A 22155-nucleotide genomic window follows, 5' to 3' on the forward strand; every position below is an offset into this window, starting at 1 on the left:
CCTGTCAACCATGATTGTTTGTCCTGTAATGTATTGTGAATCTTCGCTAGCTAAAAACACTGCTGCTACGTATGAGCGCACTGAAAAAGTTAATCTCTACTGAAAATTCTAATAAGTATGTGCTTAATAGCGATAGGTCATTGGTGCTCTGGCACTCGCTTTCCGCGGGCGGTGGCGAGCCTCCTCGTCGCTACGCTCCTGCGGGGTCTCACCTGTACCGCTTTTCCCGCAGGAGTCTAGCGCCGCCGCACCAATGCTTTCTGAATAAAATAAAACAGAAGCATAAAAATACTATGAAAAAATACTGCTTCGGGGTTTTTCAGTGCCCTTGCTACGTATGAATTTTTTGTTTCGGGATCATTTAAATCAACACCTGATGCAAAGTTAATAACCTTTCCTTTTGGCGTTTTAAGATGAAGGTATGCTGCTTGCATTAATTAGATTGTTGGATAAATGCCTGTATCGACTAATAGATTCATGTCTTCCTTTGATATTTTTCAAATTTCGCTTGAAGTGTTGCATGTACATTATTTACTAGCACTTTAAATTTACCACACTTTTCTATAACCATATCCACGATTTTGTATCAATTCGCATGATTTATTCAGTTTGCTAGGATAAACAATGATTTTGGCAAAATTGTTCATAATCCCGCTTAACGCTATATACCATTTTATTCATTTACACCAACGATCACAACGATAGCACCTACTTTAACCATCGACTTAGTGATAACGCTACCGAAACTGCTAACACCGTCTGTAAGAATCACGACTTTATCTTGTCATTTCTTCAACTAAACATCCCCCCTTTTTTGTTGATCTACAGATAATTTAAAATCAAACCATTAAACAATAAACTAAAAGAATTACCCCCAAATTGCTTTAAACAATTTGGGGGTAATTTGTTCATCTTATTAAACGCGTACTTCGTATTTCTTCATGAATTTTTGAAGTTCTTCGTAGTATGCATTGAAAGTTGGAATATCCATTTGTTGCTGTGAATCTGAAAGTGCTACAGATGGATCTGGATGCACCTCAGCCATTACACCATCTGCACCAATCGCGATTGCTGCTTTTGAACATGGTAATAATAAATCACGACGACCAGTAGAGTGCGTTACATCAACAAATACTGGTAAATGTGTTTCTTGTTTAAGAATTGGCACAGCTGAAATATCTAATGTGTTACGCGTTGCTTTTTCATAAGTACGAATACCACGTTCGCAAAGAATAATGTTTGTATTCCCTTTAGACATAATATACTCTGCTGCATGAATGAATTCTTCAATTGTCGCAGCTAAACCACGTTTTAATAGAACTGGTTTGTTCGTTGCCCCTGCAGCTTTTAATAATTCGAAGTTTTGCATATTACGTGCACCGATTTGGATTACGTCGATGTAATCTAGCGCTACATCTAGGTCCGCTGGTGTAACGATTTCAGTAATTGTTGCTAAGCCGTACTCTTGTGATACTTGTTTTAAAATTTTAAGACCTTCTAGGCCAAGACCTTGGAAGTCATAAGGTGAAGTACGTGGCTTGAAAGCTCCACCACGGATCATTTTTAACCCTTTATCTTTGATTGTTTGTGCAACAGCTGCCACTTGCTCATATGACTCAACTGCACATGGCCCGAATACGAATGAAGGATCGCCAGCACCAATTAATTCGCCATTAATATTAATGACAGTATCTTCTGACTTTTCTTTACGTGAAACAAGTAATTCTTTTTTCTGTTCAGCCTCTAGCTGCTTTAATGCTGTTTTGAAAATTTGTTTAAAAATATAATCAACCGTCATTTGGTTTAATGGTCCGTTATTATTCGCTTTTAATAAATCAAGCATATGGCGCTCACGTAGAGGATCGTAACGAAGCACTCCTTGTTTTTCTTTAATTTTACCAATTTCTTCTACAACTGTTGCACGTTCATTTACTAAACGTAAAATTTCTAAGTTTAGTCCATCAATCTGACTACGTAAGCTTTCTAAATCTTGTTGACTCATGTTTCGTTTCCCCTCTTCCTTGTACCACGCTCTTTCAGTTAACTGTAATGTGTGATACATTTTAAAATAATAACTTCATTATAATCAACTACTTCAAGAATGTCACGTGTTTTTAATTTAGCGCTTCAACTCGCTAAAGTGATTTTTAATATTATTAGAAAGGAAGCGTTTACAAATGAGCTCTAAACTTTTCGCTTTGGATATAGGTACACGTTCAGTTGTTGGCATAATTTTAGAAGAAAATAACGACCATTATCACGTTGCAGATATTTTAGTGAAGGAACATAAGGAACGTGCAATGGTTGATGGCCAAATACATAATGTACTGTTTGTTGCGCAGTTAATTAATGAAATTAAAACAGAACTTGAAATGAAGCACGGTCCATTAACAAAGGTTAGCGTTGCTGCAGCTGGACGTGCCTTAAAAACAGAACAAGCAAGCATCACAATTCCGATTAAAAATCGTCCAATTTTCACGGAAGAAGACATTAGCCGCTTAGAATTACAAGCAGTTCAGACAGCACAGCAGCAGCTCCTGCAACATAAGGAAGACGCCAAAACGAGCCATTATTACTGCGTAGGCTACTCGGTACTGTTTTACCGTCTAGACGGTGAGGAAATTGGCAGTCTTCTTGACCAACAGGGCGATGAGGCAGCAATTGAAGTCATTGCAACCTTCCTTCCACGTGTAGTTGTCGAATCGCTCCTCGCAGCACTTAAACGAGCTGATTTAGAAATGGAAGCATTAACACTCGAGCCAATCGCAGCCATAAATGTCCTCATCCCACCAACAATGCGCCGTTTGAATGTAGCGCTTGTCGATATTGGCGCCGGTACATCAGATATTGCAATCACCGATAAGAGCACAGTCGTAGCTTACGGGATGGTGCCAACTGCGGGCGATGAAATTACTGAGGCGCTAAGCGATTATTATTTATTAGACTTCCCTATTGCTGAGCTGGCCAAACGTCAAATGCATAAAGAAGAGCAAATTTTAATTCAGGATATTTTAGGATTTGATCAGTATTTCCCACGCGAGGAAGTACTGCAAGCCATCTATCCTGCGATTGAAAATTTAGCAACATCCATTGGTGAAGAGATATTACGTTTAAATAGTGGACAAGCACCGAAAGCGGTTATGCTCGTTGGTGGAGGTAGCTTGACACCTCATTTAACGGACGAGCTTGGAAAAATGTTAAATTTACCGGCGAACCGCGTAGCCGTACGTGGCATTGATGCGATTCAAAACTTAACACGTGATGAATCGATCGTTGCTACACCAGAACTAGTAACACCGATTGGCATTGCCATTGCGGCAAAAAAAGCACCCATTCCGTACATGTCCATTACAGTAAATAAACAAATTATTCGCTTGTTTGAGCTAAAAGAAATGACGGTAGCGGATGCTTTCCTCGCTGCGAATATTCGCGCGAAGCAATTATACGGCAAACCAGGTCACGGTCTATCGATTACTGTAAACGGCCAAGATATATTAATTCCAGGAGAGCATGGCCAACCTGCAAGTATTTTACTGAACGGCGAGGAGGCATCAACGAAATCACTTATTAAAAGCGGTGATACAATTGAGCTCATTGAAGGAAAAGATGGCACTACTGCAACTGTTAGCGTACGCGATATAGTAGACAGTGCATCCGTCAAAACAATTTCAATCCGTGATACTTTGTATATAGTAGAGCCGAAAGTATTTGTAAATGGCAAGATCGTTGCACTTGATTCTGAGCTAAATGACCGTGATGTTGTCGTAATGGAGACCGTAGAAACCGTGGAAGAAGTATTTAAGCATACGAACAATTTACAGCTGCTAGAAAAGTTCCGCTCATACTATATTCATATTGATGCAAAACCCGTTTACTTGCCTGAGTTTTCCTCTGAGCTTTTTATCAATGGCAAGCCTGGAAAAGTTCAATATCCAATTCAAAACGGAGATGCCATTACATTTGCACAAAGTTCATACCCTACTGCGGCGATGCTAGCGAATCACCTTAACGTCTTACTTGAAGATAAGATTGTCGTGACCTTCCAAAATGAGCGTGTCGAGCTAGTAAAAACCGCACGTGAAGTTGTTGTGAACGGAGCAGTTGTACAAGGCTATGCAACAATCCCAAACGGCGCGACCGTTCAATTAATAGATAAAGATCAAAGTAAGTGGATTTATCAGGATGTTTTCCGTTTCTCTACTTGGCAGCTACCAACTGCTTTTAAAGGACACTTTACAATTTTACGCAACGGCGCACCATCAACCTTTGACACAGAAATTTTTGGTGGCGACACATTGGAAATACAACTATCCGCACAACCTGCTAACATTTAAAAAAATATGAATGCCTAGAAAGAACAAAAGCGTGAAAGTGCCAGCTTAGCCACGACAAACCCTGGAGAGTCCAAGGTGAAGGCGCTTTTTGCCTTCGCCCGAGGACAGACCGCGACCTTGAGGGACTGGCACTTCCGCCTAGACATTGCATTTATTTATTTTAATGTTCTCCAAAATGCGAAATTTTATAATTTCCTTAACAATTAGAAAGACACAACTCGACCAAAATAGGGTGAGTTGGTGTCCTTACTCATATGGATGGGAACGTTATCCTTTCTTATCCAACAAAAAAAATTCGGTACCCGATAATGGGTGCCGAATTTTTTTAAATTGATGAAGGGCGTGCAAATTTAGTCATGTCTTACGCTTCTGCGCTTGTTAATACGTCTGTTGCTTGTTCCGCAACCGCTTTAATGCCTTCAGTCGCCTCAGTAACCACGTCTTCCACTGCATCTACCACTTCTTCTAATGGTTCTTCACCTTCTGAAGATACAGTGCCATCATCAAACACTGTTGGAGCTTTTGCTGTCTTCGCTTTCACTTTATCTACTAATTGAGTCGATTGCTCTTTTAGCTGACTCGAAAGTTGTACTGTTTTTTCCTTTGCAGTTGAAGAAAGCTCTACGCTTTTATCCTTTAGCGTTACGGCTTGTACAGCTACATCTCCACGCAAATCTTTTCCTGGTTTAGGCGCTAGCAATAATCCTGCTGCCGCACCTACAATGCCGCCTACTAAAGCCCCGATAACAAAATCTTTCATTTGCACAGTCTCCTCCTCATAAATCGAATCGTTCAGTTCTGTTAATTCTTGAGGTAAACCTACTTCTAACTGCTTTTGCAGTTCTTCAACAGCTGCTTCTTTTATAGACATTGACATTACCCCCACAAAAAATTATTTTCGTTTTAAGAAATTAAATTTAGACGACTTTGGCCCCGTCTCATAAATTTCCATATCTTCAGGGTTTAGCGGCTTGCGATGGCGCCATTGATCCGCGATGCCCATTGCTACGTTGCTCCACTGAACAACTTGTGCAATTTTTTCTTCATTTTTGCTAAGCTCTTTTGTAATGGATGTAGTAATATTTTGGACAGAGTCGTTTAAACCATTTACAGAATCTCCAATGCCTTTGACAGCATAAACAACCGAATTAAGTTTCTCTGATTTTTGAGAGATATCATCCGCTAGTGAATTCGTTTTTGTTAAAAGCGATGTTGTTTCACGCGTAATCCCTTCCATTTGCCCTTCAATACCGGCTACTGTTCCCGCAATATTATTTAATGTGTTTTTAAGCGAGAATAGTGTCATACCGATACTTACACATAATACTAAAAATCCGATTGCCGCGATGAGTGCCGCGATATAAAGTACTACTTCCATTTGATGACCTCCTACATGTAGTTATATTTTTAGTTCGACAAAAGTGCATACAATCCTTCTTTTTTTATTAGAAAGGCACATCTCGACCAAAAATAGGGCAAGATGATGTCCTTACTAATGGCTCCAAGATTGTTTTGCTTTCTTAATGACTGAAAAAACAGCCAACCCGAATCGGATTAAGCTGTTTCCTCATTCAATACGCGTTCAAAAGCATCTTGGAATTTATGAACGTCACCGGCTCCCATAAATAAGAACACAGCATCCGTATGTTTTTGCAATTTCGCAATCGTTTCTGGTTGAATAACTTCGCTACCTTTAATTAATGCGCTAAGGTCATTAATGGAAAGTGAGCCAATTTGTTCACGTGCAGAACCGAAAATATCACATAAGTACGTAGCATCCGCCTCACCCAAGCTGTCTGCAAATTGTTGAAGGAATGCTTGCGTACGTGTAAACGTATGTGGTTGGAAAATTGCAACAATTTCTCGTGTTGGGTACTTTTGACGTGCTGATTGAAGGGTCGCAGCGATTTCTGTCGGATGATGCGCGTAATCATCTATTAATACATTGTTCCCAATTTTCGTTTCTGTAAAACGTCTTTTTACACCGCCATAAGTCATTAAGCGTTCCTGAATTAAGTTCGCTGGAATGCCTTCATAATGACAAAGTGAAATAACCGCCAGTGAATTTAATACTGTATGATCACCAAATAGTGGAATGAAGAATTTACTATAAAATTCATTACGTACATACACTTCAAACTCTGTACCTTCTGTTGTCTTCACGATATTGCGCGCAGCAAAATCATTTTCTGAACCGAAGCCGTAATAGACTACCGGTACATTTGCTTGAATACGTTGTAATTGCTCATCATCACCACATGCAATAATTGCTTTTTTAACTTGTAGTGCAAGCGACTGGAATGCATCATAAACATCATCAATATTCGCAAAATAGTCTGGATGATCAAAATCGATATTTGTCATAATCGCATAATCCGGGTGATACGCTAAGAAATGGCGACGATATTCACATGCCTCCATGACAAAATAAGAAGCGTCTGACTTACCCGCACCTGTACCATCACCAATTAAGAAAGAAGTTGGCATATAACCCCCAACTACATGACTCATTAAGCCTGTTGTCGAAGTTTTACCGTGTGCGCCAGTAATTGCAATTGACGTGTAGCGGTTAATATAGTCACCTAGGAATTTATGGTAACGAATTATTTCTACACCAAGTTCACGTGCACGTACTAACTCTGGGTGCTCATCTGAAAAAGCATTGCCGGCAATAACCGTCATTCCCGGCTGTATATTGTTTTCATCAAAATTTAAGATCGTAATATTTCTATCTCGTAAAGGCTGTTCCGTAAAGTAATAAGTACCTACATCTGAGCCTTGCACTTCTTCGCCAGAATCAAAAAGAATTTGTGCAAGTGAGCTCATACCAGAGCCTTTAATGCCTGTAAAATGATAAAATGTCATTTTGTTAAAACCTCCTAGGATACAAGGACCCCATTGAATAATCAGTATAAAGTAACTTGTTAATTGTTATAAAACCTTATTTATTATAGCACTAATTACTCCGAACAATAAATGAACGACTTTTCAAACAATTGTATTTTCAGTATTATTACATATTTTATCGTACTTATTAATCCCCAAATTGCACAGTTAAATCCGCTTCTGTTATAAAGACATCCCTCGGTTTACTTCCCCTTGCTTCGGAGACAAAACCTTGTTTTTCAAGCATGTCAATTAATCGTGCCGCACGATTATAGCCAATATGATAACGACGTTGCAGTGAAGATGTAGAAGCCGAACCTTGCTCATAAACAAAACGGCATACCTCTTCAAATAATTCATCTTGTTCTTCCACTGCTTCCGCTTTTTTTAGCAGCTCCTCTTGTTGGAAAATATAATCAGGCTCTCCTTGCATACGCACATGCTCAATTATTTCTTCAATTTCCTCATCCGTCACGAACGTTCCTTGAATACGTGTTGGTGCTGACATCCCGTTACCTAAATACAGCATATCACCACGCCCAAGTAATCGTTCTGCACCTGCTGTATCAATAATTGTACGTGAGTCAATTTGTGATGATACCGCAAAGGCAATTCGCGTTGGAATATTCGATTTAATTAAACCGGTAATAACATCCACCGAAGGACGCTGCGTTGCGACAATTAAATGTATGCCACATGCACGTGCTTTCTGTGCAATCCGACAAATCGCTTCCTCTACATCGGCTGGAGACATCATCATTAAGTCCGCTAGCTCATCAATCACAATGAGCATATACGGTAGCTTTTGTGCATATTGACTGTTTTGATCACACATTTTGTTGTAGCGCGTAATGTCACGCACACCCGCATGCATAAAGAGCTGATAGCGTCGTTCCATTTCTTCTACGGCCCACTTTAACGCTGCTGTTGCGGCCTTTACATCCGTTATTACTGGACTTACTAAATGTGGAATATGGTTAAATGGTGCTAACTCTACCATTTTCGGATCGATCAGCATAAGTTTGAGTTCATGCGGATCGGCCTTATATAGTAAGCTAACTAAAATTGAATTAATGCAGACCGATTTACCAGACCCCGTTGCACCGGCTATTAATCCGTGGGGCATTTTACGTAAATCAAGCGTGACCGGCTTCCCTGTTAAATCAAGCCCAAGCGCTGCTTCTAACGGCGATTCTGATTCTTGGAACGATTTACTATCCGTCACTTCTGATAAGCGAACAGCGCGTGAAATACGGTTCGGAATTTCTATACCAATTGAGCGCTTCCCTGGGATTGGCGCGTCAATTCGGATATCTTTTGCTGCTAGTGCTAGCTTAATATCGTCCGAAAGATTCCGAACCTTACTCACCTTTGTTCCATGCCCAACCGTAATTTCAAACTGCGTTACTGCCGGCCCTTGCACAATCGACTCAATTTGGGCTACAACCTGGAAGTGAGACAGTGATTCTACTAGTCTCTCCCCCTGCTCCTCCATCCATTCACGGTCCTCTAGCTTTTCTTCTGGTGGGGATAAGAATTCTAATGAAGGCTTGATATACGGTTTGATTGGTTTCGGTTTAGCTCTTGGTGTTTCTAGTGTTTCTGGTGTTTCTGGTGTTTCTGGTGTTTCTGGTGTTTCTGGTGTTTCTGGTGTTTCTGGTGTTTCTGGTGTTTCTGGTGTTTCTGGTGTTTCTGGTGTTTCTGGCTGTGTTCGTTCGGTTGGAGCTAGAGTTGGTTTGTTCACATTCACGATTGGTTCACTCATAGCTAGAGTTGGTTCGCTCACGTTCACAGTTGGTTCACTCATAGCTAGAGTTGGTTCGTTCACGTTCACAGTTGGTTCGCTCATAGCTAGAGTTAGTTCGTTCACATTCACAGTTGGTTCGCTCATAGCTTCTTTTAGTTCACTCGGCTCTAAATCTACTTCCACGTCTTTCGTAAAAGACACTGCATCTCCTACTTCTCCCGGTAGATCTGTTTCGCTAGTAACAGCTTCTACAATCGTTGCCGCAGGAATATACAATTCATTTGCCTGCTCCTCTGGCTTGACAGTGCGGAACTGCTCGGATGCAATTTGTCTTGCTGCAAGCTTTTGCTTATCCGATTTTAACATTAATACGTTAAACGGTAGTCGGCTACCTGAAGTTGGCTGCGGTGATGTATGCTGTACAGTTGTTTCTTGTGCCATTTCTGCAGGTTCTACCGTTGTTACCGCAATTTCGGTTTGCCCGGCCTGTTCTACAGTTAATTGTCCAATATGAATTGTTGAATTTTCAATTGTTACGTGCTTTACTTGCACATCATTTAAAGGCTCCGAATGTTCCACAACTTCTTCGGCTAAAATCGGTGGCTTGTCGCTATTTTCATAAAAAATCGGGTCACCCTGCGCTGGATCTTGATGGCTATTTTCCACGTCTTCTAAGTCCAAATAGGAAATGACTTTTACATTTGTTTCTTCAGCCGCCAGTTCTTCCTCTACATAAGTTTGTTCTGCCTTTGCTTCATCAACAACTATTTCAACAAATTGTTCAGGCGCAGCTATTTCTATTTGTGAGGTCAAGAGTTGTTCGACTACTTTGGCTTCTGCTGCTATCATTGGAACTTCCGGAACTGCTTCTGCTTGTTTGACTTGTAGTGGTGTAACATTCGTTTCATCCACTGTTATTGTCTCTTTGCCCTGTACTGTATGTATTTCTTCAATGCCCTCTTTTTTCATGAGCTTTTCAATTGGTGTCGGCTTGTTGAAACCATGCACGGGTGATGGAACGTGTGTCGGAACAAATTTTTTGCGATTTGCTAAAGGATTAATAAATTCTTGATTCACGTTACGATTTTCGCGCATTGGATTTTTCGTTAGCATTACCCTTTCCTCAGGAGTCACCTGTGCGGCACGCTCTTTTACATGGCTGCTACGAATGACATTGGAATGACCTCTACCTTTTTGACGACGCTCTAGTAATTCACGAATACCGGAAACCTCAACATCATAAACTGAAGACTGATTGTTTTGTTGCAAATGCTTCGGGAGTTCAAATACATGATTGTCATTGAGTACATCACCTTGTTGCGCTACCCCTGATTTCGACGGCACTGGCTTTGTTACGGTATTTTCATCTGTAATTAATGGGAAGCGGAAAGATGATTTTCTAGCACCGCTCTCTTGCTCGACATCCAACTCGCGGTGGTCATAATTCGGTTCCCCCTGTGCCTCGTACATCTCTTCAATTTCATCTATATTTTCTTTATCAAATAATTTAGTTAACTGTTTTTTTATCCAACTCATAATCATTCACTTCTTTCCTAAAACATGACCATTTTATTATATGACACTTAATGGTACTTATCCGCATAAAGTTGGCAATCTTTTTAAAATCGCGCTGTTAAAACGCTATTGTTTTATAATTAGCCAATACAACCTTGCTAAAGGCCAACACGATGTTGGTCATTGGGGCGATGTCGTATGGAACGGGTGTTTTGCCAGTCACTCGCTATATATGGCATGGTTGAAATAAGTTATCACTTCTAATTTTTATTTCCTTAAAAACAACAATGTTAATTAACATAGCATTTTAAATAGTTCGTTACTTTCTATGCATCAAAAGCATATCATATTTGCCAAGCTTTATGTCAGTAACCGCATATGTTTTCACAATAAAAAAAGCTAGTATAAGATAAACTTTCATCTCATACTAGCCTACTTGAATTATCGAGTTGGAATTTCGAACGCAGTACCTGCCTCAGCAGTTTCTTCTAGTACTAAAATCCCTTTTTCAGATGGTGCATTTGGGATCTCTAACTCACGTGCAGAACATAACATCCCGAATGAATCGACGCCGCGTAAGTTACCCGCTTTAATTAATAAACCCGATGGCATTACTGCACCGATTTTTGCGACAACAACTTTTTGTCCTGCATCAACATTTGGTGCGCCACAAACGATTTGTACTGTTTCTTCGCCAATGTTGACTTTACACACGCTTAATTTGTCAGCATTTGGATGCTTTTCTTTTTCTTCTACGTAACCTACTACAAATTTTGGTGAGAAGTCAACGTCTAATGATAACCCTGCATTATTCTCATTAATTGCTGCTTCTAGCTTTTCAACTAGTACAGGTGTAACTTCTACGTTACCTGCTACGTCTAGTTCAACGTATTTGCTAGCATTAAACAGATTAAACGCTTTTACTTCACCCGTTGAAGCTTCTTTAAGAATTGCGAAGTCACCTACGCGCTCTACTTCTGTTGTTACGATTGCTTCCGTTGCTAATTGGACTAATAGGACATCGCCTACATATTGTTTGTTATACGCTACATTCATTGTTCATCTTGCTCCTTCTTAACTTTGTTTTTCGCTAATATAAAAATGGGTTCGAATTCGCCGTTTTCGTATACGAAAGAAAGCGACGTAATCGGCACAGCTCCGACAGTAAAGAAATGCATAGTCATCTGCGCTAATACATCATACCCTACTTCGTTGCGAATATCACCAATAATTAACACATCCTGATGCGGTACAGAAACGGTCATATCCCCTTCAATTTGAGCCGCCATTTCCTTTAGGAATGTATCATTTAGAATGCGACTCGCATCATACCCATCATTATGATTGAGAAAATAAAAAACATTGCCGCGCACTTCATCACGCTTCGTAACTGTCGGTAACTTCTTCACTGAAAAACGTGCAGCTTCACGAATTTGGTCGGCTGTGACATTTAGCTTTGGTAACATTGATTCGTCGATTAAGCGATATGTCGTGCCAAGATCAAGCGCGTAAAAAATGCGTGTTTCTGCTGTATGATCGGTTGTAACGAACACATGCCCTTCATTTGACTGTTGCGGGAATGACGTTGAACGAATAATCGGATACATGAGCGAAAGGTCCACAAACCCTTCAGACTGCTCACGCGCCATCGCTCGAAATGTTTGCTCAATTGTGTAAACAACCTCTTCAATGGCAGCTTCTTTTTTCGTTGTATATTTCGCCAAAATTTCAGGGAGTGAAATATCCATACCCTGCCCCAGTGTTTTATGATCAAGACGAACTTTATCTGTCTTCTCGTCAAAAGACCAATCAAATAGTTCCTCGCCAAGGCGTTTTTTTAACTCTGCAACTAATTGCGGTGATTCCATTTGTGTCACTCCTTTTCTAGACATTAGAAAAACGGCCCACATAAGTGAACCGTATAAAAGCTATTGCTATTGTATTTTATTGTATCAAAAATTCGTAGTAATTGTAGTAAATGGCACTTAAATGCTACTTAGAAATGTGTACAGAACGAACGATTTCCATCATTTCAGCAAGCTTGGCATCAATCTTTTTATCGGCAGATAGTGTCGTCATCTTCACACCACCGATACTCACTACTAATTCGTACTGTTCTTCGGAATGCTTTACAACCGCTGAAAAACCAAAAGCCCCATTTGTTTCAAATGTTTGCTCCTGAATAACACCATGTGCTGTATCACTCATTAAAATTTCGTAAAGAAGTTTGCTATCTTGATTTTCATTTGTATTAACGAATAAAATGTATGAATCTTTTTCTTTCGTTAAAGTAAAGTTCAGTTCATCTAGTCCTTGTTCAATTGTAAAGCCCTTTGGCAAATATAAATCAATATTGGCAATTGTTTTATTCGATGCTACAGGTGTTTCTTCAAAAGTTGTTTGTGCACTTGCAATCCCGATCGACACTTGCTCTTCGACCGATTTCCCACAACCTGCTAAGCTTAGTATAGCAAGTCCGATTAATATTCCATGAATCCATTTACGATTCATCTTATTCCCCCACTTTCTTTACCACAATTTATTTTAAAAGGTGCTACAGGTAGTTGCAAATGACTTGACTTCCATGTTATACAAATTCAAAAATTTAGCTTCATAATTTACGGTTATTTTCTAAGCGGTGTTTTTACCAGCCACCCACTCTGCAAGGAACGGGTGTAGTTAGTTTTTACTACTAATCTTAATTTTACAAAAAACACAATATTATTTATCAGAACCATTTTCTAAAAACAGTACTTGTCCTAGAAGCAGTTTGACAATGTGCTCGAACATTTCTTTACGGTCAATAAGTCCATTAGTAAATATGCCAATTGCACCTGAATGCTGACGAATATTTTCTTTATGTGTAAACGCGTCCATTACAGGGCCAAGCTCTTTTCCCGCGCGTAGTTGAACTGCAATTTCTTCGGGTAATATAAACTGTGCACCCGCTGCGCTAATAACCGTACCATCTTTTAATGCAACGGCGCCCCAATTACAACAGTACATTTGCCCGTCAACTTCGTGCACGCCACCTTCTAATCCGAAATTTAAATCAGCTGCCGTAGCTGTCAAAGTATGATTCGCACGATTAATCGCACCTTGTCTCGTTTCATACTGAGTAGATGGTTGCGCTGATACGCCGGATGTCACATCGCAATGTACGAATTCCACATTTTCATAATAAGCTCGGAGGATCTTTTCTACGGCTGCGGTTTTTGCCTTATTATGCGTTCCAATTGCTACTAACAAATTGATCATCTCCCCTATAATCCCTAATTATTATAAGTCATTCTTATTCGCCATGTGAATAGTAAAAAAAGGTACACTGGGCAGCAACAAAAAGAAAGAGCTAATACTCCCCTAAAAATACCTTAGTTTACGATTATCAGTTAGTTGATTATGTATTCATCACTTTGTACTAGCGCACATACATTGCGCTGAATAACATGGTTTCTACCATTATACTAAAATACAGTAAATGCAGGTGCTGGGCCCCATGATTTCAAATTCAAAAACCCTTAACCTAAGTCCATACATTGCGATTTTGAGATCGTTATGCCAAAAGATCACATGCTTCGCCAAATCAATGAACTTGTTGAGTTTCCGTTTATTTTAGAAGAGTTAAAAACAAACAATTATTTAGACAATGGACGGAACGCGATTCCCCCTATTGGTGTTTTTAAGTACTTATTATTAAAGGCGATTTATGATGTTCCAGACGTTGATTTATTTGGGCTACTCAATTAGAAAGCAATCCCACCTAACTTAGAACCCCAACACCCTATCCAAAACGTAGAGAAATCCGGACAACTCTCGCTAAATAACTGTCGACATTCACAGTCCATTAACGAAAGCGCCGGATTTCTCACAACTAAAAAGCAATAATTATTTAATTACACATTTGAACGGATGGATTCAATTGTTGAACGGTCCGCGGATTTTACTAATTTCACAAGTAATTCTTTTGCCGCAGCGTAGTCGTCTACGTGAATCATTGACGCGGATGTATGAATATAACGCGAGCAAATTCCGATTACCGCTGATGGAATACCGTCATTTTGCGTGTGTACTTTCCCAGCATCTGTCCCACCTGGTGATACGAAATATTGATACGGGATATTGTTTGATTCTGCTGTATCTAAAATAAATTCACGCATACCTCGGTGTGTCACCATCGTACGGTCAAAAATACGCAGTAACGGACCCTGCCCTAGCTGACCGAATTCATTTTTGTCGCCGGATGTATCATTTGCTGGTGAAGCATCCAGTGCGAAAAATAAATCCGGCTGAATCATGTTCGCAGACACAGCCGCTCCGCGCAGGCCAACTTCTTCCATTACGTTAGCTCCTGAGTATAGGTGGCTTGCCAGTTTTTCATCTTTTAACTCTTTTAATAGCTCAATTGCAAGACCACAGCCGTACCGGTTATCCCATGCTTTGGCCATAATCTTTTTCGGATTGGCCATTGGAGTAAATGGGCAAATAGGTATGATGGATTGGCCCGGACGAACACCCATCGCTTGTGCATCTTCTTTTGAATCTGCCCCAATATCAATGAGCATATTTTTCATTTCCATTGGCTTCGCGCGTTCTGCATCTGTTAGTAAGTGCGGCGGGATTGAAGCAATTACACCTGGAATTTCACGATCTTTTGTATAAACCGTCACGCGCTGTGCAAGCATTACTTGGTTCCACCAACCGCCAAGTGTTTGGAAACGAATCATTCCATTATCAGTAATTGAAGTAACCATGAATGCCACTTCGTCCATATGACCCGCGACTAAAATTTTTGGGGCATTTGCCTCTTCCGCTTTACGTACACCAAAAATCCCGCCAAGACGATCTTGTACAATTTCATCTGCGTATTTTTCTAATTCAGTGCTCATAAAGCTACGGACAGCACGTTCATTGCCTGGTGCACCTGGTAATTCAGTTAACGTTTTAAACATTTCTAATGTTTCTTTATTCACGTAAGACACCCCGTTATTTATAATATTCTGCCATCTTATTATACCATATTCTTCAATCGGTATTTCGCAAATCGAATTTCTCCTTTTTACACAAAATTCGATGTATGTTAAAGTAAAAATAAGTACAAGGGAGGGAAATACTATGAAATTAAAAGATTTCATGTTAGGCGTAGTAACTGGATTAGCAGCAGCAGTTGTTATTAAAGAAGTAAGCGAACGCGTATCACCTTATTTATCTGCAAATGATGTGTTAAACAATATTAAAGCAGAATTTAAAAAGCAATCTCCAATCGATGGTTCTTGGATTTATATGAAAACAGAAAACTTTAAAAATGGCTTTATGGAAGTACCGGTTTATCGCGGAGGCATTTCACGTATGTCAGACGGCGAAATGGAAACATTTGAATTCGCTGCCGACGCACGTTCTGGGTCTGTGTTGGAGTTAGTGAAAGTAGGATAAACGTTTTAGACTGCATCAAACGTGATTTTTCACTTTTGGTGCAGTTTTTTGATTGAATGAACGTACTATTACATCCACATGAAAAAGAGCGCCCTCGAATTCCTCCGAGGGCACTCGATCAGCTATTAAAATGTAATTGCCGCTTCATTCGAACGTTTCAAGCTATCAATTACTTCCTTACCTGTAGCATCCCACTGAATCATGCGGTAATAGGCATCATGATAGAAAATAAACTTATAGCCGTTCGCTAATGCTTCCTTCAAAATCTTTTCTTTAGCAAATACACTGGTCATCGGATAATCATCATATGCGAGTACCCATAACGGATTTTGATGCGCATGTGTTGGCATAATATCTGCCATATGTAGTGCGACCTCACCATTTTGCTCCAGGCGAATGATAGCATGTCCGTCACTATGACCACCTGTGTGAATCATCGTAATGCCTGGTGCTACTTCTAGTTCCCCATCAAATGTTTTCACTAAATGCTGTACCGGCTCCCAGTTTTCCTTCCAGTACGTATTACGTGAACGAATATTTGGGTTGCGCATTTCATCCCATTCAACCTGCGTCGTGTAAATCTGCGCCTTCGGGAATACCGGAACAAGCTCGTCCCCCTCCCAGCGTGTCAATCCACCTGCATGATCAAAATGTAAGTGCGTCATAAAAATCGCATCAATGTCTTCTGGCTTCATGTCGAGTTGCGCCAAACTTTGTTCAATTGATGACTCTTCAGAAACACCATAATTACGCAATTGCTTTTCGTTTAACTTACCAGCGCCTACACCCGTATCAATTAAGTAGTTTTTACCTTCATATTGAATTAACATCGGCTCGCATGCTAACTCGATTTGGTTGTGCTCATTTACCGGATATTTGCGTGACCAAAGTGCTTTTGGCACTACCCCAAACATGGCCCCGCCGTCTAGCGCGGTTACCCCGCCATTTAACCAAGTTAGTTTCATATTGTGAAATACGAATGAATCCATTCATTTCTCCCCCTCGTGCATTAGTTTGTTTTAAATTGACATTCTAAACGATAAATGGGCTGCCCCAATGATGAGAACTTTTCTTCATATTCTGTCATAACATTATCTTCTGGCATATTGGCATGTAAATCCAGAGATACATATTTTAATGCCATACCATACTCATTCATGCTCACTAAAGAATACTCAAAAAGGCCACGATTATCTGTTTTAAAATGAACTTCACCGTTTTCAATTAGAACATTTTCATATAATTTCAGGAAGCCCTCGTGCGTTAAACGACGCTTTGCATGGCGGATTTTCGGCCAAGGATCCGAGAAATTCAAGTAAACTCTGGTAACATCGCCTTTTGCAAAATAGTCTTCAAGTTTTGCACCATTGACCTTTAGGAGGCGCAAGTTTGCAGGTTTTTCAGCTTCCACAATACGCTCTAGTGCGCATACAATGACACTATCAAATAGTTCAATACCAATATAGTTAATATCCGGATTTTGACGCGCCATTCCAAGTACGAATTGGCCCTTCCCAGTTCCTACTTCAATATGAACCGGGTTGTCGTTACCAAATACAGCCTTCCAGTTGCCTTTAAAATCTTCAGGATTTGGAATAATTACGTCTTGATGCGCGTTAATATATTCTTCTGCCCATGGTTTATGTCTTAATCTCACTTGCTAGTTCCTCTTTTCTATGTTGTACGTTGAAAATTATTATATCTTAAAAATCGATTTTCCGCTTTTATTCATGCATTTTTATTTCGCTAAATGCCAAGCCTTCTTTTTCACTGTAAAGTCGAGCTGTTGTGGGCCTTTCCCAAGCAGCTGTTTTTCACCATCTGCATGGCATAACAGGTCAGCGTCAAATTGCAATGTAAATGCTTCACTACTTAGCTGCGTTATTTCTTTGAAGTTTGTATGCTTTGCAAAAAAGACCGTTCCAAAAATGAGCAGGAGTTTCCATTTTGATATTTGATTGACAATCGTTAATTCAAGAAAACCATCGTCTGTTTTTGACGTCGGGGAAAGATTCATGCCCCCGCCAAAATAAGGTTGATTGCTCACTGTCGCAAACCACACGTTTTGATACGTTTTCTTTTGACCATTCTGTAAAATACATATTTCAAATGTTTGAAACGTCATTAACGTACGCACAACATAGTATACATAGCTTAATTGACCAAGACCAACCTTATTTAATCGATTCTTTAGACGGGATTCATTGGCAGTTATTCCAACAAAGGCATCAAAGCCAACCCCGCAATTGTTCACAAATACACGTTTCTGCTGATTATGTTGAACGATGCCATAATCCCGAGCATCTGTTATAGGATTCAATACGAAATGCTCAATGTCCCGAGCATGTGTAAAAGTAGAAAAGCCACGTGCAAAATCATTGCCAGAGCCCGCCCCTACGACGCCAATATAAACAGACTGGTACTGCGCAGCTCCGTTTACTACTTCATGAATTGTTCCGTCTCCACCAATCGCAATAATGCATGCCTTGTCTCCAATATCCTCCGCTTGTTGGGCAATGGCTTGAGCGAGCTCAAACGCATGACCGCGATGCTGCGTCCAATGCACATCATAAGAAAGCGTTAACTCCCGCTGAAACTTTGTCCATATTTTTTTGCTCTTTCCATTGCCTGCATATTCATTAATAATAAAATGCAGCCGCAAGCGCTAGTCCTTTTTCTTCTCAACGTTCCAAATATCACGGTTAAATGATGTCGTTTGGACCGTTTTTAAAATTGTTTGTGAAGCGCGGATTTGCATATGTTTCATTGGAGAGGCGGTTTTCTTTAAGTTTAGCATCCATTCTGGAAATTTACGTTTATCAATAAACTGCATCCCGTACGCGGAACCAGGATAATCAATATAGCCATTACGTGTTAGTAATACCTTTTTAATCGGCATTTCAACGTCCTCCTGTACAAATAGCTGCGTAATGATCGATTCCATTCGATTTAATTGAATCATTGGATTAAGCAGTTTTTTTTCATTTTTGCCGACTTTTTTAACCCAAAATCGTTCGCTACTACCGACGTAAACAGCTTGATCCTCCTGTTCAAGTACGGTAACACAAATACATTCTGTAGGTGTCATAATAATGATGTCTAATTCAATCGGCGCCTTTTTCAAACGTAAAATCGGATAATAAAAAATCAGGTAATTATCCGGTAATGTTTGTAGCATTGAACGTAGTAAGGTATCACGCATATATTTCGGATCCACGTACGATTTTTCACGCAACGTTGAGCTCGCCCATTTCATTTGAAAATGGAAAAATTGATCAATAAACATTTTCTTTAATTCTTCTAATGTTTTTGGATTATATACTATATTCGGCTCAAAATGTAACGTGGTTTCTTCTTCTAAAATATATTCCTCTGCGCTTGTTAAATCATCCGTAACATCAACCGATTCAATATCTTCCGCCTCTTTTGCTTGGCGTAGTGGGAAAAACTTTTTCAAAAAAGAATACTTAGGTTTATGTATCGTTTCCTCTTCTTCTGAATCTACATGTTCCCAACGTGGAATTTCTTCACCTGTTTGCCACTGATATCTAACACGATCCCATTGGCCTTTTTTCAATCGAATAAATTGTGTAGGATAGCGCGCCAAATCGATTTGGTAGCGTGAAATATAATCTTGAATCTTTACTAACTGAGCCATTTCTATCTTCTCCCTATTTTTCCCTAGTTGTCATTGTGATTCATATTTTACATGAGCGCGCTAAAAAAAAATAGAGGACTGCACGTATGCAATCCCCAAAAACTGTAATTTAATTATTAAGAACGGATACCTGTTGGAATTTTTGTATCGAATTGCACTTGTAATTTACGTGTCCATTCACCTGGTTGTCCGCTACCAATTACTGTTCCATCTACTTCAATAATCGGCGTTACTTCAGATGTTGTTGATGACACGATTAGCTCGTCCATTTCAAGTGCCTCAGTTGTTGTAAATGCTTCTTCTTTCACCGGAAGCCCAATTTCTGCAGCACATTTTAAAATAACCGCGCGTGTAATACCATTTAAAATTAAATTATTTGCTGGGTGTGTGTAAAGAACGCCATCTTTAATACCATAAATATTTGAAGATGAGCCTTCAGTAATTGTTCCATCACGGTGCAGAATCGCTTCATAGCAACCTTTTTCATGTGCTTCTTGTTTTGCTAAAACAGCACCTAAAAGATTAAGTGATTTGATGTCGCAACGTAACCAACGAATATCGTCGACGAATGTTGCTTTAACGCCCGATTCAAAGTTAGCTACTGGACGCGGGTTCTCCTTCGCACTTCCTGATAACACGGGTGGCACATCTAATCCAGGGAAAATGTGATTACGTGGCGTTGCGCCACGTGTAATTTGGAAATATATATGACCTGTACCAAGATTATTTGCTTCTACTAATTCGTGAAGTAATTGATGTAATTTATCCTTAGTATATGGAATTGTTAAACGGATTTTTTCTGCGCTTGCATAGAAACGGTCTACGTGCTCTTCAGCAGTAAATAACTCTCCGTTATAGACTTTAACTACTTCGTAAATACCGTCACCGAACTGGTAACCTCGGTCCTCTTTATTTACTACGATTTCTTCATCCGCTACAATGCGGTCATTCCATAAGCTATAAGCCATCTACACTCATCCATCCTTTTCTCTACTACTATTTATTTACTTGCTAATTTTACGATTGCCTCTGCATAAATAGCAGCGGCCTTAACTAAATTTTCAACGATTACAAATTCATCTGCTTGGTGTGCCACATCAGGCTCGCCTGGGAATAACATGCCGAATGCAACACCTTTTTTCATAACGCGTGCATACGTACCGCCACCAGTTGATAATGGCTTCGAAAAATCCGCCGTATGGTTACGATATACTCCGAGTAGCGTTTGTACTAACTCGTCGTCCTCGCTTACATAGTGTGGAGTTGAATTATCTGCAATGTCCAGTGCGAATGGTTTTGTCCCTAGCAGTTGCTGCGCCTGCGTCATTTTCTCCTCGAAGGGATATGACACTGCATAACGCATGCTAACTTCTATTGAACCACCATTGTCACCAAATGTAACAATGCCGGGATTTAATGTTGTTTGTCCTGACATTTCATCAGAAAAATTTAGGCTTAGTGCTGAACCGTAATGATCGCCGTCGAATAGTTCTACCATAAAGTTAGCGAAATCATATCCTGCGCCCGCCTCAAGTTCCGTACTTAAAAATTTCGAAAGTAGGACTGCTGCGTTGCGACCTTTTTGTGGCTCCATCGCATGCGCCGATTTTCCTTTAATTGATATTATATAGCGTTCACCCTGTTCAGCGAAAGACCCTTCAGCGTCATTTTCTAATAAAAATTTCCGGAAATTCAATTCAGCATTTTCAGAGATTTTTTGAAGTGAGGCAATTGCTTTATCTGGTACCATATTTGTACGTTTCCCTGATTGAAAGGAAATTAATTGTTCTTCTGCATGACGTCGTGCTTTTTGTGAGAATACAATATGGGCAATTCCTTTTTCTGCGTTAATTAAAGGGAAATCCGCATCTGGCGCAAAGCCAATCCCCGGCATTTCTTCTTTTTCAAAGTAGCGATCTACACAGCGGAAACCACTTTCCTCATCCGATCCAATAATCATACGAACGCGTTTATTTAACGGTATTCCTGCATCTTTAATCATTTTCATTGCAAGCCAAGCCGCCATTGTAGGACCTTTATCATCGATAGCACCTCGACCAAATAATTTTCCGTCTACAACGCGGCCTTCAAATGGTGGATATGTCCAGTCACTCCCAACTGGAACTACGTCAACATGACACAAAATCCCTAGCAAGTCTTCTCCTTCGCCCATTTCAATATGTCCAGCCATATTGTCGATGTTTTTCACCGTCATGCCTTGTTCGGCACCTTTATCTAGCATGAAGCTTAATGCAGCAAGAGGACCATCACCAAACGGGACCACATCAGTTGCGTTTTCTTCATCTAATATACTTTCAATTTGAATTAATTGCTGAAGCTCTGCGACTAACTCTTGTTCTCTCGATTGTGCAGTTTTTAACCAATCCATATATACACCCCGATTTCTAATATCGTTATTGTACTCCTTCTCAACAAAAAAACAACAATAAACATAGATTGCACTGTTCTAACATATAATTCAATATAATCAATATTGAATTAGTGTAAACTTTTTAACAAATGCATATACCATATAGAAATCTGTTTAATTTTTCGCTATAATAATGGTGTCAGAATATTGACTC

Annotated in this window: 18 protein-coding genes and 1 pseudogene; 3 read left to right on the top strand and 16 right to left on the bottom strand. The window is 39.8% G+C overall.

The genetic code is table 11. The annotated features are described in order from the left end of the window. Positions 1–916 precede the first annotated feature (916 nt). Positions 917–2002, bottom strand: coding sequence for a bifunctional 3-deoxy-7-phosphoheptulonate synthase/chorismate mutase (locus MHH87_RS13060; RefSeq protein ID WP_340749737.1), 1086 nt, complete (start codon positions 2000–2002; stop codon positions 917–919). A gap of 175 nt (positions 2003–2177) precedes the next feature. Between MHH87_RS13060 and MHH87_RS13065 the strand changes: the two genes are divergently transcribed. Next, complete coding sequence (locus MHH87_RS13065; protein ID WP_340749738.1) at positions 2178–4334, top strand: cell division protein FtsA; 2157 nt, start codon at positions 2178–2180, stop codon at positions 4332–4334. A 361-nt stretch (positions 4335–4695) separates the two neighbouring features. On the opposite strand, the gene MHH87_RS13070 is transcribed toward MHH87_RS13065, so the two are convergent. The 8 genes from MHH87_RS13070 to MHH87_RS13105 form a co-directional block, all read right to left on the bottom strand. Beyond that, positions 4696–5205 (bottom strand): YtxH domain-containing protein, encoded by a 510-nt coding sequence (locus MHH87_RS13070; protein WP_340749739.1) that lies wholly within the window; start codon positions 5203–5205, stop codon positions 4696–4698. A 21-nt stretch (positions 5206–5226) separates the two neighbouring features. Next, entirely contained in the window at positions 5227–5712 is a 486-nt protein-coding gene (locus MHH87_RS13075) for a DUF948 domain-containing protein (RefSeq protein ID WP_340749740.1), read from the bottom strand. A 176-nt stretch (positions 5713–5888) separates the two neighbouring features. Further along, on the bottom strand, positions 5889–7199 hold the full coding sequence (gene murC / locus MHH87_RS13080; protein ID WP_340749741.1) for a UDP-N-acetylmuramate--L-alanine ligase: 1311 nt from the start codon (positions 7197–7199) through the stop codon (positions 5889–5891). 169 nt (positions 7200–7368) lie between these two features. Beyond that, positions 7369–10503, bottom strand: a complete 3135-nt coding sequence (locus tag MHH87_RS13085) for a DNA translocase FtsK (protein ID WP_340749742.1) — start codon at positions 10501–10503, stop codon at positions 7369–7371. 420 nt (positions 10504–10923) lie between these two features. Further along, positions 10924–11538 (bottom strand): YtpR family tRNA-binding protein, encoded by a 615-nt coding sequence (gene ytpR / locus MHH87_RS13090; protein WP_340749743.1) that lies wholly within the window; start codon positions 11536–11538, stop codon positions 10924–10926. After that, positions 11535–12350 (bottom strand): DUF1444 domain-containing protein, encoded by an 816-nt coding sequence (locus MHH87_RS13095; RefSeq protein WP_340749744.1) that lies wholly within the window; start codon positions 12348–12350, stop codon positions 11535–11537. The genes ytpR and MHH87_RS13095 overlap by 4 nt, the downstream gene beginning before the upstream one ends. 124 nt (positions 12351–12474) lie before the next feature. Continuing rightward, a complete protein-coding gene (locus tag MHH87_RS13100) occupies positions 12475–12993 on the bottom strand; it encodes a hypothetical protein (RefSeq protein ID WP_340749745.1) in 519 nt (172 codons plus the stop codon). A gap of 210 nt (positions 12994–13203) precedes the next feature. Further along, entirely contained in the window at positions 13204–13731 is a 528-nt protein-coding gene (locus tag MHH87_RS13105) for a DUF84 family protein (RefSeq protein ID WP_340749746.1), read from the bottom strand. A 247-nt stretch (positions 13732–13978) separates the two neighbouring features. Between MHH87_RS13105 and MHH87_RS13110 the strand changes: the two are divergent. After that, positions 13979–14211 (top strand): annotated as a pseudogene (locus MHH87_RS13110) (IS5/IS1182 family transposase); the annotation flags it as partial. Between the two features lie 164 nt (positions 14212–14375). On the opposite strand, the gene MHH87_RS13115 reads toward MHH87_RS13110, so the two are convergent. Further along, a complete protein-coding gene (locus tag MHH87_RS13115) occupies positions 14376–15452 on the bottom strand; it encodes a M42 family metallopeptidase (protein WP_340749747.1) in 1077 nt (358 codons plus the stop codon). Positions 15453–15594: 142 nt separating this feature from the next. Between MHH87_RS13115 and MHH87_RS13120 the strand changes: the two genes are divergently transcribed. Beyond that, positions 15595–15912, top strand: a complete 318-nt coding sequence (locus tag MHH87_RS13120; protein ID WP_340749748.1) for a hypothetical protein — start codon at positions 15595–15597, stop codon at positions 15910–15912. A 125-nt stretch (positions 15913–16037) separates the two neighbouring features. On the opposite strand, the gene MHH87_RS13125 is transcribed toward MHH87_RS13120, so the two are convergent. The 6 genes from MHH87_RS13125 to pepV all read right to left on the bottom strand — a co-directional run bounded on the left by MHH87_RS13125 (position 16038) and on the right by pepV (position 21959). Continuing rightward, entirely contained in the window at positions 16038–16901 is an 864-nt protein-coding gene (locus MHH87_RS13125; protein ID WP_340749749.1) for a YtnP family quorum-quenching lactonase, read from the bottom strand. Positions 16902–16921: 20 nt separating this feature from the next. Further along, on the bottom strand, positions 16922–17569 hold the full coding sequence (gene trmB / locus MHH87_RS13130) for a tRNA (guanosine(46)-N7)-methyltransferase TrmB (RefSeq protein ID WP_340749750.1): 648 nt from the start codon (positions 17567–17569) through the stop codon (positions 16922–16924). Between the two features lie 81 nt (positions 17570–17650). Next, positions 17651–18574, bottom strand: a complete 924-nt coding sequence (locus MHH87_RS13135; RefSeq protein ID WP_340749751.1) for a diacylglycerol/lipid kinase family protein — start codon at positions 18572–18574, stop codon at positions 17651–17653. A gap of 3 nt (positions 18575–18577) precedes the next feature. Continuing rightward, on the bottom strand, positions 18578–19570 hold the full coding sequence (locus MHH87_RS13140; RefSeq protein ID WP_340749752.1) for a nuclease-related domain-containing protein: 993 nt from the start codon (positions 19568–19570) through the stop codon (positions 18578–18580). A 116-nt stretch (positions 19571–19686) separates the two neighbouring features. After that, entirely contained in the window at positions 19687–20538 is an 852-nt protein-coding gene (gene dat, locus MHH87_RS13145; protein WP_340749753.1) for a D-amino-acid transaminase, read from the bottom strand. 32 nt (positions 20539–20570) lie between these two features. Beyond that, entirely contained in the window at positions 20571–21959 is a 1389-nt protein-coding gene (gene pepV / locus MHH87_RS13150; RefSeq protein WP_340749754.1) for a dipeptidase PepV, read from the bottom strand. Positions 21960–22155: the final 196 nt, after the last annotated feature.

Source organism: Solibacillus sp. FSL H8-0538 (assembly GCF_038003525.1).
Lineage (GTDB): Bacteria > Bacillota > Bacilli > Bacillales_A > Planococcaceae > JBBOPI01.